General features: G+C 54.4%; 13 protein-coding genes. 3 read left to right on the top strand and 10 right to left on the bottom strand.

Features of this window, described 5'->3' with window-relative positions; translation table 11 throughout:
• Positions 1-50: 50 nt before the first annotated feature.
• The gene (locus ACTG2S_RS15245) at positions 51-425 is read right to left on the bottom strand and encodes a hypothetical protein (protein WP_439982783.1); all 375 of its coding nucleotides are present in this window, start codon (positions 423-425) and stop codon (positions 51-53) included.
• An 80-nt stretch (positions 426-505) separates the two neighbouring features.
• Positions 506-694 (bottom strand): DUF3283 family protein, encoded by a 189-nt coding sequence (locus tag ACTG2S_RS15240; RefSeq protein WP_064341007.1) that lies wholly within the window; start codon positions 692-694, stop codon positions 506-508.
• A 116-nt stretch (positions 695-810) separates the two neighbouring features.
• On the opposite strand from ACTG2S_RS15240, the gene umuD reads away from it, so the two are divergent.
• From umuD to ACTG2S_RS15225, 3 genes are all read left to right on the top strand, one after another.
• Positions 811-1,254 (top strand): translesion error-prone DNA polymerase V autoproteolytic subunit, encoded by a 444-nt coding sequence (umuD, locus tag ACTG2S_RS15235; protein ID WP_439982780.1) that lies wholly within the window; start codon positions 811-813, stop codon positions 1,252-1,254.
• Positions 1,235-2,494 (top strand): translesion error-prone DNA polymerase V subunit UmuC, encoded by a 1,260-nt coding sequence (gene umuC, locus ACTG2S_RS15230; protein WP_136501387.1) that lies wholly within the window; start codon positions 1,235-1,237, stop codon positions 2,492-2,494. The genes umuD and umuC overlap by 20 nt, the downstream gene beginning before the upstream one ends.
• Positions 2,495-3,013: 519 nt before the next feature.
• Positions 3,014-3,520: a hypothetical protein gene (locus tag ACTG2S_RS15225; protein ID WP_439982778.1), complete on the top strand. Its 507-nt coding sequence runs from the start codon at positions 3,014-3,016 to the stop codon at positions 3,518-3,520.
• Positions 3,521-3,562: 42 nt separating this feature from the next.
• Here ACTG2S_RS15225 and ACTG2S_RS15220 read toward each other — a convergent pair whose 3' ends face one another.
• From ACTG2S_RS15220 to ACTG2S_RS15185, 8 genes are all read right to left on the bottom strand, one after another.
• Complete coding sequence (locus tag ACTG2S_RS15220; RefSeq protein WP_136501563.1) at positions 3,563-5,266, bottom strand: DUF927 domain-containing protein; 1,704 nt, start codon at positions 5,264-5,266, stop codon at positions 3,563-3,565.
• A gap of 80 nt (positions 5,267-5,346) precedes the next feature.
• A complete protein-coding gene (locus ACTG2S_RS15215) occupies positions 5,347-6,240 on the bottom strand; it encodes a toprim domain-containing protein (protein WP_234879093.1) in 894 nt (297 codons plus the stop codon).
• A gap of 2 nt (positions 6,241-6,242) precedes the next feature.
• Entirely contained in the window at positions 6,243-6,527 is a 285-nt protein-coding gene (locus ACTG2S_RS15210) for a helix-turn-helix transcriptional regulator (protein ID WP_136501564.1), read from the bottom strand.
• A 679-nt stretch (positions 6,528-7,206) separates the two neighbouring features.
• Positions 7,207-7,902: a family 16 glycosylhydrolase gene (locus ACTG2S_RS15205; protein WP_439982775.1), complete on the bottom strand. Its 696-nt coding sequence runs from the start codon at positions 7,900-7,902 to the stop codon at positions 7,207-7,209.
• Positions 7,903-8,141: 239 nt separating this feature from the next.
• The gene (locus tag ACTG2S_RS15200; RefSeq protein ID WP_010673336.1) at positions 8,142-8,453 is read right to left on the bottom strand and encodes a PTS lactose/cellobiose transporter subunit IIA; all 312 of its coding nucleotides are present in this window, start codon (positions 8,451-8,453) and stop codon (positions 8,142-8,144) included.
• A gap of 10 nt (positions 8,454-8,463) precedes the next feature.
• The gene (locus tag ACTG2S_RS15195) at positions 8,464-9,843 is read right to left on the bottom strand and encodes a glycoside hydrolase family 1 protein (protein ID WP_100654524.1); all 1,380 of its coding nucleotides are present in this window, start codon (positions 9,841-9,843) and stop codon (positions 8,464-8,466) included.
• Positions 9,844-9,900: 57 nt separating this feature from the next.
• Positions 9,901-11,253, bottom strand: coding sequence for a PTS sugar transporter subunit IIC (locus tag ACTG2S_RS15190; RefSeq protein WP_042658342.1), 1,353 nt, complete (start codon positions 11,251-11,253; stop codon positions 9,901-9,903).
• Between the two features lie 27 nt (positions 11,254-11,280).
• Complete coding sequence (locus ACTG2S_RS15185; RefSeq protein WP_042658343.1) at positions 11,281-11,586, bottom strand: PTS sugar transporter subunit IIB; 306 nt, start codon at positions 11,584-11,586, stop codon at positions 11,281-11,283.
• Positions 11,587-11,962: the final 376 nt, after the last annotated feature.

The raw sequence follows: 11,962 nt of genomic DNA, 5'->3' as shown, positions 1-11,962 counted from the left end.
GGGAGGCGCGAGCCTCCCTCACCTTATCTATCAAGATGTGTAGATATGGCTTACTTCAGTATGACGCTGCCTGAAGGTATCTGGTTGGCCTCTTCGAGGCTCAGGTAGCGTGGGCCTTGTACGCTGGCCAGTGACTTGAATAGCCACGGATGCGGCTTTAGCCAAGCTTTGGTGTCTTCGTAAACGTCTCCACCGACCACGAAGTAACGACCATCACACCCGTCATCGTGTAGTTCATTGACATCAGATGTCGAGAGTTTCAGCTGGCAGCCTTCGATGACAACCACGACTTGAGACTTGTAAACCCCAATGACGGTGGAGATTTTGTTGGCCATATCACTTGAAACCCGCCAAGCGCTAATGGCGCCCTTGTAAGCACCTCGGCTGGAGTAGGTCTCTACCAAGTTGACTACCAATGCCGTCACAATACATACCTCGTTAAGTTGTTTGGAATGCGGTTTGTTGCTAGTGACCTGCACAGCCACCGATGAACGTGTTGATAGGGTCAGCGAGACTTGAAGTAGGTGACCTTTTCAAGGAAGTAGCGACCCAGTTCACCTTGATGTTGGTTCGCTTCGCTTTCTGCGCTGGCCAAGTGACCGTTGCGCTCCTTCCATACCGCATACGCGGCGGCCTTCTCGACCTCGACCCGTTCTTGCTGCTCTTTCGGTAGGGCGCACAGATTGTGACTCATACTGACCTCTTTGTTATTTGTTGACGCCATGGTACGCCATCACTGGCATGCGGGACTTGCGCTGGTTCAAAGGTGGTGCGCTATAATGCCTGTATATAAATACAGGCATTATTACCATGACGCTGTTAACCCCAGACCCATCACCCGCCGAGGTGACTATCCCGCTGTTCTTGCACCGCGCCTCTTGCGGCTTTCCCAGCCCAGTCAGCGACTATCTGGAAGGGAAGTTGGACCTCAACACCCACTGCGTGGCCCACCCTGCGGCCACCTTCTATCTGCGTGCCGAGGGGGAGAGCATGACCGGGGTCGGTATCTTTCCCGGTGACTTGCTGGTGGTCGATAAGAGCCTCACCCCTCGCCATGGTGATGTGGTGATTGCACTACTCGATGGCGGCTTCACGGTAAAGACCTTGCAGCTCAAGCCGAGGTTGCGGCTGTTGCCAGCCAATCCGGCGTTCGCGCCTATCGACCCTTGTATGAGCCTCTCCCTAGAGTTGTTCGGAGTGGTCACCCATGTGATTGGCAATCTGAGGCAGCGTGATGGCTATAGCGCTCGTTGATGTAAACAACTTCTACGCCAGCTGTGAGCGGCTGTTTCGCCCTGAGCTGCGTGGCCGCCCGATCGTGGTGCTCTCCAACAACGATGGATGCGTGGTGTCGCGCAGCCCCGAAGCCAAGGCGCTGGGTATCAAGATGGCCGGGCCCTACTTCAAGATCCGCGAGCAGTTCGAGGCGCATGGCGGTGTGGCATTCAGCTCCAACTACGCGCTCTACGGCGATATGTCTGGCAGGGTGATGAGCACGTTGGAGACCATGGCCCCTGAGCTTGAGGTCTACTCCATAGATGAAGCGTTCATGGCGTTGTCGGAGTCGTTTGCCGGGGACCTGACAGCCTATGGGCAACAGATCCGGCAGCGAGTGTGGCAGTGGACCGGCCTCACGGTAGGGGTCGGGATTGGTCCCACCAAGACCCTCGCCAAGCTGGCCAACTATGCAGCCAAGAAGTGGCCTGCCACGGGCGGCGTCGTGGACTTGCGTGACGAGCTGCGCCGTGCCCGGCTGATGGCTATCACCCCGGTGGACGAGGTGTGGGGCATAGGACGGCGCTTGGGGGCCAAGTTGGTGGCACAAGGTATCAATACCGTTGCTGACCTGGTGGCTAGCGACGCCAAAGGGTTACGCGCCCAATACGGCGTGGTGGTCGAGCGGATCGTACAGGAGCTGCGTGGCCTGCCTTGCGCAGAGCTGACCGTTGAACCGGCGGCGAAGCAGCAGATCCTCTCGAGCCGTTCCTTTGGTGAGCGCGTGACCGACCGTGGAGAAATGGCCCAGGCGTTGTCGGGCTTTATGGCTCGCGCAGCCGAGAAGCTGCGGGCCGAGGGAATGTGTTGCCAGCGGGTGCACCTGTTCGTGCGAACCAGCCCCTTTGATGAACGAGCCCCTTACTACAGTGAGCAGGCTGGCGTCCGGCTGGTCTGCCCTAGCGATGATACCCGGTTGCTGCTGCAGCAAGTGAACGTGCTGCTACCGCAGATTTGGCGCGACGGTTACCGCTATCAGAAGGGTGGGGTCATGCTGAGTGAGTTCACCCCCAAGGGGCAGCAACAGGCTGACCTGTTTGCCCCGTCCTCCGCTCAATCGGACGCGCTGATGGCCGTGATGGACCAGATCAAAGCCAAGGGATTGGGGCGAGTAGGCTTTGCCAGCCAAGGCACGGGGTCGCCTGAGTGGATGATGCGACAAGAGCACCTGAGCCCCTGCTACACCACCCGCTGGGAGGACCTGCCGGTGGCTAGGTAACCAAGGCACAAGGAACCTGCTACTTGGCTGTAGTAGGACGTTTTGGAAAAGTGCTGCGAATGTAGACGGGTCTCGGTGACACATTCCACATGCGCGGCGGCGGGGTCACCTCCCGCCCCCCCATCTTGATTTGATCCACCCCCACCACCTCGTCGGTACCGGTTTTTCTCCCTTGTGCAACCGATAGCCACACTCACCCTCGACTCATCCTTTGCGGGTGAGTGTGCTGTTATGACTGCTGCTAGGTATGGTAACCAATTGAAATTGCTCGAATGTTCGTTTCCTATAATAGGAAACGAACCCCATCTTTGGCATGAGCTAGGGGAGGGGGAGTGCGTTCGAGATCCCGTCGAGCAGGGCCGCATCAATCGACCTGTGGCCCAATATCTGTCATGAACTTATGAAGTTACACCCAACTTGATGGGAATAAATATCAATTGCATTTGGTGGCAGTTTGTCCCCCTAAAGGGGGACTTAAATCTTGGGGCGGCAATAGTGCCAAAACCAAAGGACACCATCATGAAAGTGAATCTCGATCTCATAGAGCGACTCTTTGGCAAGTCGGGCCGGTCGATCCAGCGGATGCTGGATAACGGTCAGCTGACCAAGGAGGAGTTGTTGGACTTCAGCCTGTTTGTCGCGTCACTGACGGTGGCAACAGGGGGCATTCTGGGCAAGCCGTTGATGGATAGCATCAAGTGGGGATTGAGTGAGCGCATCATCTCCGGTCTGAACCCGTCTCTCGTTGGGCTCCATGTTAGCCACACCCAGCGGGAAGAGAAGGTGAGCGTGAGTGCCAAGCGAAAGGCTCGTCGTGTCTCGCTCAACGGTGATGAGGTGTTGGAGCTGGCCTATCTGATGGCCATCGCGGATGAAGATTTCTTTGAGCAACTGCGAGGGCGAGTCGAGACCGACCTGCGGGAGAGGGTATGGTCGCAGGAGGAGCTGGTCGCTCAACTGACACACAAGCGGCAGCGCTGGCTTGATGAGGACTGCTCCGACGAACCACAATCCCCCCTGCATTAATAGCAAACAAGAAAAGGGGCCGCGTCCTGCGGCCCCTGTTGTTTACTCTCCACCTTGTTCCGCCAACAGCCTGTCGTGGGCGTCCGCGATCTTGTCTAACGACAATTGGTACACCCTGGATTGGCTGTGGCGTGGCAGGTCGCGGCCGGTGCCATGCATGAGAATGCCGTGTTTACGCAACACCTTATGGACGTAGTTGGCGTTAAAATCGGCGAAGGTCTTTTTAAACCCATACACGTAGAGGTGCAGGTCGGGCCCGAGTTTGTAGCCGTAAGTCTCTCCCAGCTTCGTTACATTCGGCCCATCGGCAAGGTACTGCCCGTGGCGCCCTTCGAGTAGGTCGACCAACTGCTCGATAATGTTTGCTTCTTCAAGGGAGCCGCTTGTACCACGCCTTGCGAGCCACTTGCGGAATAGTTGCTCGACAACAGCTGCTACACTACCCGCAGGCCAACCTGTGATCCCGAAGCGGTTGGCCAACTCACCTGCAGCTGATATCAATCCGAATGCATCGGCTACCCTTTGCACTTGGCCATCACACTCTTTGGCTCCAAGCCGTCGCATCATGTCAGCGCGATGTTCGTCAACGAATGCCTGAGCACCATTGATGTCCAAGGTCAGCTCTTCAACAAAAGATCGGAAGGCAATGCCATGATACTGGGCAGTCCGTTCTGCGAGGGCCTTGGAAAGGGAGGCACCATTCGGGTAGCCATGCAACTCTTCGAAGATGCCATGCCGGTCTGTATCGGCCTCAATATTGATCATGCGGACATCATGGCCAGCTTTGTGACGCTTACCGACCGAGGCAAGGCTGTGCTCCAAGTCAACTTCCCCGTTGCTGAGGAAGGTTGTTCGCCATTGCAGTTTGGCACGGCGCGACAGATCTGCATTGGCACGAGCTCGTCCTTCGCCGTTGGCCAGCATGTAGATGGTGTCGCCTAGAACATGAGGGTCAGCCTGCCCGATTTCGTCCAGAAAGAGGGTACTGTCGTTGAACAAGCCCGCAGTGGTTTCCAATCCCACCTTGGTGGCATTCCACGTCTGGATCTTGTTGGCAGGCTTGCCGAGCACACTAGCTGCAACCAACATGGCGGTGCTCTTGCCAATTGAGGATGGCCCCACCAGATGGACGCCAAAGCTGCTCTGATTGGTCAAGCGCAGCAAGGGGCCAACGAAAGCAAGCGAGGTACTTAATAGCAAGCGGCTGTTGCCAAGGCACAGCGCGGCAACGTCATCACGCCACTCGTCCAAGGTGCCTGCCACGTCGGATTGGGTTGGGTTATTCCCGGTATAGGTGTACTCATTGTCGTTGGTAGATCCCACCGGTCCATCTCCCAACATGAAGATGTGGGTATCCGGGATCCAGCCTAGTCGATCAACCCGAATGAACGTCTTGTAGGGGTTCTTCGAGTTGAGATAGTCAATCAGCTGTCTCTTCATTCCCAAGTTGAAGCGATAGCCCCCGTCCATCAGCTTCATCAACGCTTCGCGTCCGTCAGACAGCAGGTGAACGTGTGGAATGAACGCCTCCTGCGGTCGACCATCAGGGCTATACCAGCGTACTTGCAAGCCCCAGCCTAGACCCGCAGTGTCGCGCCCGCAGGCTGTTACCCAGAGTGGAGCACCGATCCTGCTCCAAACATCGTCTTGACCTTTGTCAGTGGTGACACAGTAGAGTCCATCTTGAAACTCAATGGGACCTAACTGGAAGGGCTCGGCCTTCAGCTCATAACGCTTTGTATTCATGAGATATTCCTTTATATAAAGTTGGTTGAACGATCCGGTCTCGTTGGGGTTTGTGACACAGTGACGCCGTGACACCGGATTTAATGGGCTGGAGGAGCGGCCTCAACACACGCGAGCAGTGCGGCTTTGCCGTTAAGGCAGAAGAGGTCATTGAAGTCGGTTATGCCGGGGATGGTCGGTGGCACAATCAAGCGGCCGTGCAGTTGATAAGCTGCTGCACGCGCTTTGGTTAGTCCGGGGTTGCCTGTAGTGGCATGATCGTTGTCTGCACACACCCACAGCTTGCTGCTGCTATAAAGCGTGCGAATGATATGGCCGACCTCGAGCAGGTTACCGGCAGAAAATGCAATGGCGACCGGCAGGCCGAGGTTCTCAAACAGCGTGGCCCCGGTTGAATAGCCTTCGCAAAGCAATACGGGGGCGCCGGACTTGGGTGAAGGGCCAAGGAGTAAGAACCCGCCCTTGAGTGACAACCCCCGATGGAAGCGCTTATTCCCGCTTTCATCGATGTCTTGCAAGCTCAACAACTGGGAGCGTGCATTGAAGACCGGTACTATCAACCGGTTACCAAACTGACGAGCACCGACCCCTGAGATTTGTTTGCGTGCAAGGTAAGCGTGTTGGTATGGGGGCTCGGCTGCCCCCCAGATCTCTTTGGCTTCCTTGAGTGCCTTTGCTTGGGTCTCGGCAAGCCGATGTGCCTCAGCTGCTTTTGCTTGCTGAGTGAGTTGGGCACGGATATAGCTTGGTATTGCGGGTCCGATTGGCCGCCATACGCACTTTATTCCCAACTTCCACGAGCCAAAGACGGCGTGATTACCCAACTCGTCGGTGATCAACCAACCATTGCTTGTACCAGGGCGGTCCCCTTGAATATGAAAGCGGAGAACCTGACCAGGAGTAGGGTTCAATGCGCGTGATGGCTTCACGCCCATGTCAGTCATTGAGTCTTCCAAGGAGAGGGCGGTGGTCATGGTTACATCCCCCCGACCAACTTCTGCATCAAGTCCTCGATATCACAGCTGCGCCAAGCGACGCGGCGACGCCCGAGCTTGTAATTTTGCGGGTAAAGACCCTGCTTCATTCCGTCATACCAAGTCGTCTTGCTGACAGGGATTAAAGCCAGCACTTCGTAAAGAGAAAGGAAGTGGTAGGAGCAGGTAGTTGATGAGCGCAGTTTGGCCTTAATTGTTGCTGGGGCAGAGGCGCAAGAGCGCTTGGTACCTTTGGGGTAAGTCTGAGGAGTGGCGTTTTGATTCATACTGAGCTCCTTGCGTAGCAGTTGGTCAGCGTACGGTGTTGTCCCTGTCCGTACAGTGAGCGCAGTGAATCACTAATTTAAAAACTCCACATCAAATTTTTTTTCTAAGGTTATGTTTTTCATAACGTTTTTGTTATGTTTTTCATAACATTTCGGCGTTTTTTGTTATGTTTTTCATAACGTTTTTGGGTGTTTTTTAGACTTTGTTTTCATAACGATGTTGCTTTTTAGTTCATTTGGTTTGTTTGTTGCGGGGGGAATACGATGATTTGGGTGGAGGGATATAGGTACAGTGATTGGTACATTGCGACTTTGTATTGATTCAAAATGCTTTAAAATTCAACTTCCTCAAGTGATGATTGCACTGGCTGTCTCTCCGCCACATACCAAGCCCAACCTATTGAATAGGTTGGGCTTTTTCATATGGTGTTTTTGAGTATACCACTTAGTATGCCATTCGAAGGTGGCTGACATACTGTCTCGTTGAACTACTTTGGACATCTAGCAGTACTTCTCTTCGTTGTACTTGATGTAAAAGAAGCTTACAGATTATCCCTTACCCCTTCCTGACACTTAGTCTATAAAGCATGCTCTGCAGTTCATTAGTCTCAGGCGATGTGTTGATGAATGGGTGATTCCTGAAGTAGAAGAGTTTCACCTTGTATATATCAGTCAGCCATCACTCCCAGGGAGTCACATTGGCGTACTTGTATTTGGCGTAGGCGGGCTGGCCGTTGTAGGAGCTGGGCGGGAAACTCGGGTTGGCGCTGATCCAGTTATTCACAAACGTCTGCATCCAGCTGGTGACGGGGTGGCTCTCGCGACGTACGCTCACCCATTTGTTCTGGGTGCGGCTGAACACCTGCCAAGTGACACCCGCTGCATCGATATTAAAGGCGTAGCGCTCCATATTCCAGATTGACATGCCGTACTTGCCTAAATCGATGTCTTGAGGATACTGACGCCCCTGGATCCAGATGTTGGTATGGAGCAGGTTGGTGCCCCCCATCAGCTCGATGTCGACTTCATAGTGAGAGCTGGTGCCTGCATCTCCGGTATAGGTAAAGAAGGAGCTGATGGTGCCGGGCACCGATCCTGCCTGCATCTGCACCTCATAACGACCCTTGCGGGTGTAGTTGTAGGTTCGCAGCTCAGCGCAGCTCTTGTTTCCTTTGTCGGATTTCGCATGGAGGATGGCCATGCCGGACTCCATCCAGACGTTGGCGGCGCGCCAGGTGCAGTCGAATTCTGCCCCTCCATTACGCCAACCATCAGAGACCTGCCAATCCTGATTGCTCCACCACCATGCCGATGCCTGAGTGGAATATAATCCTCCCGCCATCAGCAATACTGACATCAGTCCAAGTTTACGCATATTATCCACATTCCTGTGTGTTTATTAATGAGTGTTTTATTGATGACTACAAGCAGCATAAGAATAGCCATAAACAGATATTGAAACTTATACTGGTATCGCGTCATGACAGTTTCATATTTTTGAAATTGCCTGAAAAGGTATGAAATACATGACGGCTGGTTGGTATAACCAGAATAAAAAAAGCCACCGTATATAACGGTGGCAAAAGCACGGACTCCCGATCCGATGAGTTAAAATCAGCTTGCTTGGCGGCGATAGATCTCGACCAGTTCGGTGGCCAGTTCGCGGCACAGAATGGATGTCATCAGGTGATCCTGAGCATGTACCATGACCAGTGTCATCTTGGTCTTGCCTTCGCCCTCATCGGCTTCAATCAGTTTGGTTTGTACGGCATGGGCAGCCTTCCCTGCGTCGGTGGCCTGGAGCAGCAAGGCATCCGCTTCGCTGAACTGGCCAGCACGAGCCTGACGCAGGGCTTCGAAACAGAGACTGCGAGATTGACCGGCATTGACGATGATGCCCATGACTGCTTCTTCAAGATCCATCATTTATGACTCCTTAAAATCCATTATTACGAGAGACGTTGGCGAACCATTCACCACTTTTCTTGACGGTGCGCTGCTGGCTTTCCAAATCAAGGCTGATGAATCCATAGCGGTTCTTGTAGGCATTCATCCAGGACCAGTTGTCAATAAAGGTCCACAGGTGATAACCACGGCAATTACTTCCTTCAGCAATGGCGGTATGAATCCACTGGAGGTGGCCACGAATGAAGTCGATACGATAGTCGTCTTTTACCTGACCATCTTCACCAATGAATCTGTGTTCCCCTTCGACACCCATGCCATTTTCGGAGATATAGCTTGGAATATTTCCATAGTTGTCGCGCAGGTTGATCAATATGTCATAAATACCGCGCTCATATATTTCCCAGCCACGATAAGGGTTCATTTTGCGGCCTGGCATCTCGTAATTCTCGAAGAACCAGTCAGGCAGGAAAGGGGAGTCCGGGTTGATGGCCGTCATGCGTGCCTTCACTCGCCGCGGCTGGTAATAGTTGATGCCGAGCAGATCGATCTTGCCGGCGGCCAGCAGTTCGCAGTCGCCGCTTTGCACCACGGGCATCTGATCGTGTTCGCGCAGGATATCGATCAGCTCCTGGGGATAAACTCCCTTCACCGCAGGATCGAGGAAGGCGCGGTTGAAGAACAGGTCAGCAATGAACGAGGCCTTCAAGTCCGCCGGGTTTGAAGAGCGCGGATATGAGGGGGTCAGGTTCAGGACAATGCCGATCTGGCCGGGCAGGGATAGTGTTCGATAACGCTTCACCGCCAGGCTGTGGGCCAGCATCATGTGATAAGCCACCTGGGCTGCCCGTCTGAAGTCCATCTGGTTCGGGTAATGGAAGTCATACAGATAACCACCTTCCACCACCACCACTGGTTCATTGAAGGTCATCCAGCAGGCGACGCGATCACCGAACAGTTTGAAGCAGAGCTCTGCGTACTCGGCATAAGCCGCCACGGTTTCGCGGCTCTCCCAGCCCCCCTGCTCCTGCCAGTACATCGGCATGTCGAAGTGGAACAGGCCGATGAAGGGTTTGATCCCCTTGGCCAGCAGCTCATCGATAACCTTGTTGTAGAAGTCGACGGCCTCCTGGTTGACGGTGTGGCCATCCGGCAGCAACCGGGCCCAGGAGATGGATGTGCGGAAGCTGTTGTGGCCAATCTGTTCCATCAATGCGATGTCTTCACGATAACGATCGTAGAAGGTGGAGGTGTTGGCTGGGCCTACCTGACCGTGGAAACGATGTGGCTCCGTCTCGAACCAGTGATCCCAGATGGTCGGTGCCTTGCCGCCCACGTTGGCAGCCCCTTCCGATTGTGCGGCCGACGAGGCGCTACCCCACCAGAAGCCTTCGGGGAATGTATATTGCATTGCAGTTTCCTCTTGATGACCGGCGTGCAGGCGGCGTGGCGCCCGCACGCCGGGTGCTTACGCCTGACTCTGAATCGGTGTGATTGTGTCTGCTTTTTCTGATCTGGCGGCTTCTTCCGCTTCAGCCGTCTCGGCTTCCTGCTTGAGCAGGGTGCGTTCGTAAGCCCGCACGAAGGGGTAATACATCAGGGCGGAGATCCCCATGCAGATGAAGCACATGATGACCGGACTGAAGGCCCAGTTGGTCGCCCAGGAGGCGCCGATGGGGGCCGGCGTGGTCCATGCGGTCAGCATCACGACCTTCTCAACCAGACCCAGATCCACGGCAAACCAGGCCAGGATGGCGTTGATCACCGGCACCAGGATGAAGGGCAGGAAGAAGACCGGGTTCATGATGATGGGGGCACCAAACAGGATCGGTTCGTTGATGTTAAAGAACCCGGGGACCACGCCCATTCGTCCTATGGTGCGCAGGTGCACGGCACGGCTGCGCATCAGCAGGAATGCCAGTGGCAAGGTGGATCCCACGCCGCCGATGAACAGGAAGTGATCCCAGAAACCGGGCAGGAAGGTGTGAGGAATGGCCTGACCTGCGGCTAGTGCGGCCTGGTTGCTGGCCAGGTTTGCCATCCAGAAGGGGTTCATGATGCCGGTGACGATCATGGTGCCGTGGATGCCGGCAAACCATAGGATCTGGCACAACAGCACCGCCAGCAAGACGGCAGGCAGGCTGTCGGAAGCCGCCACTAGCGGTTTGAGCATGGCCATGATCGCCTCGGGCAGGATCATGCCTGTGGTTTCCTGCAGCAGCATGTTGAAGGGGTGTAAGGTCAGGATGATCGCCAGGACCGGGATCAGTACCTCGAAGGAGCGCGCCACCCCCATCGGGACCTGCTCGGGCAGACGGATGGTGATGTTGTTGCGCTTGAGCCAGGCGTAGACCTCGGTCGAATAGATGGCACAAATGAGAGCGGTAAAGATGCCCTGACCGGAGAAATACTGGGTGGAGATGGTGCCGTCTTTATATTGCGCCGCCACCAGCATGAACGACATCAGGGAGAGCAGGCCCGTGGTGATGGGGTCCAGGGAGTATTGCTTGGCCAGGCTGGATGCGACGCCCACCGAGATGAAGACCGTCATCAGTCCCATGCTCATGTTGAAGGGCAACATGAGTTCGGCACGATAGGTGTTGGAAAAATCTAGCCAAGCTCTGGCAAAGCCCCAGGTGGTTTCGCTGGAGATGGGGGGGAAGATGAAGACTAGCATAAAGCTGCCGACGATCATGAACGGCAGCGCGGCAATGAAGCCGTCACGGATGGCCAGAACATAGCGTTGCTGGCCCAGTTTTCCTGCCAATGGGCCGATCCGTTGTTCGATCAACTTGACCAGCATCCCATAGAGTGAACTCATTGTGTGTGTCCTTCCTTGTGAGCACGCTTAACCAATCAGGGACAGGGCGTAATCCAACACCTTGTCACCGCGCTGCATGCCGTAATCCATCATGTCGATGGGTTGTACCTTGACACCATGAACGGCTGCCTTGGCTTGTAATTCAGGTTGCATGTACTTGATCTGTGGCCCTAGCAAGACCACCTGGTAGAGCGGCATCTGATCATCGAACTCTGATGCGCCAAAAGCCTTGATCTCGGCAGCCAGGCCCCGTTTTTCGGCTTCTACCAGCATTTTTTTCACCAGCAGGCTGGTGGACATCCCGGCAGAGCAGCACAGCATGATTTTTTTCATGATCATTCCTCAGTTATTAAATTGAACTCACTATAGATCGACCTAATAATTTGGGAAATCGATTTCACATTTGAGCTTTTGCAATTGTGATGCCGATCACTCATCGGGTTGTGTTTGTGCGTGATAAGGATGTTAAGTGCTTTGAAAATAAGGTTTTTTGTTTTTGTGTTGATTATTTTGATCTGGTTGTTGTTGGGTTTTTCTTTTGGAATATCGATTTCATATCTGTTGGTTCTTTATGCCAACCCAACACCTGCTGGGCAGGCCCCACAAGATGCAGAGCGTACTCTTCCCGCGGTGCATTGATGTTGAAAGCCCCAACAGATACCCGCCTCCATGATGTCCTGTGCTTTACCGCTCTCTGCTGATGGTTACT

The organism is Aeromonas sp. 82P (assembly GCF_051919365.1).
Lineage (GTDB): Bacteria > Pseudomonadota > Gammaproteobacteria > Enterobacterales > Aeromonadaceae > Aeromonas > Aeromonas veronii.
The sequence above is the reverse complement of the archived record's forward strand: the minus strand, read 5'-3'. Positions and strand labels throughout refer to the sequence as shown.

Coding starts and splice junctions, on each gene's coding strand:
- ACTG2S_RS15200 (WP_010673336.1), bottom strand. CDS start 8,453: ATGATGGATCTTGAAGAAGCAGTCATGGGCATCATCGTCAATGCCGGT.
- umuD (WP_439982780.1), top strand. CDS start 811: ATGACGCTGTTAACCCCAGACCCATCACCCGCCGAGGTGACTATCCCG.
- ACTG2S_RS15185 (WP_042658343.1), bottom strand. CDS start 11,586: ATGAAAAAAATCATGCTGTGCTGCTCTGCCGGGATGTCCACCAGCCTG.
- umuC (WP_136501387.1), top strand. CDS start 1,235: ATGGCTATAGCGCTCGTTGATGTAAACAACTTCTACGCCAGCTGTGAG.
- ACTG2S_RS15205 (WP_439982775.1), bottom strand. CDS start 7,902: ATGCGTAAACTTGGACTGATGTCAGTATTGCTGATGGCGGGAGGATTA.
- ACTG2S_RS15190 (WP_042658342.1), bottom strand. CDS start 11,253: ATGAGTTCACTCTATGGGATGCTGGTCAAGTTGATCGAACAACGGATC.
- ACTG2S_RS15210 (WP_136501564.1), bottom strand. CDS start 6,527: ATGAATCAAAACGCCACTCCTCAGACTTACCCCAAAGGTACCAAGCGC.
- ACTG2S_RS15225 (WP_439982778.1), top strand. CDS start 3,014: ATGAAAGTGAATCTCGATCTCATAGAGCGACTCTTTGGCAAGTCGGGC.
- ACTG2S_RS15240 (WP_064341007.1), bottom strand. CDS start 694: ATGAGTCACAATCTGTGCGCCCTACCGAAAGAGCAGCAAGAACGGGTC.
- ACTG2S_RS15215 (WP_234879093.1), bottom strand. CDS start 6,240: ATGACCACCGCCCTCTCCTTGGAAGACTCAATGACTGACATGGGCGTG.
- ACTG2S_RS15195 (WP_100654524.1), bottom strand. CDS start 9,843: ATGCAATATACATTCCCCGAAGGCTTCTGGTGGGGTAGCGCCTCGTCG.
- ACTG2S_RS15220 (WP_136501563.1), bottom strand. CDS start 5,266: ATGAATACAAAGCGTTATGAGCTGAAGGCCGAGCCCTTCCAGTTAGGT.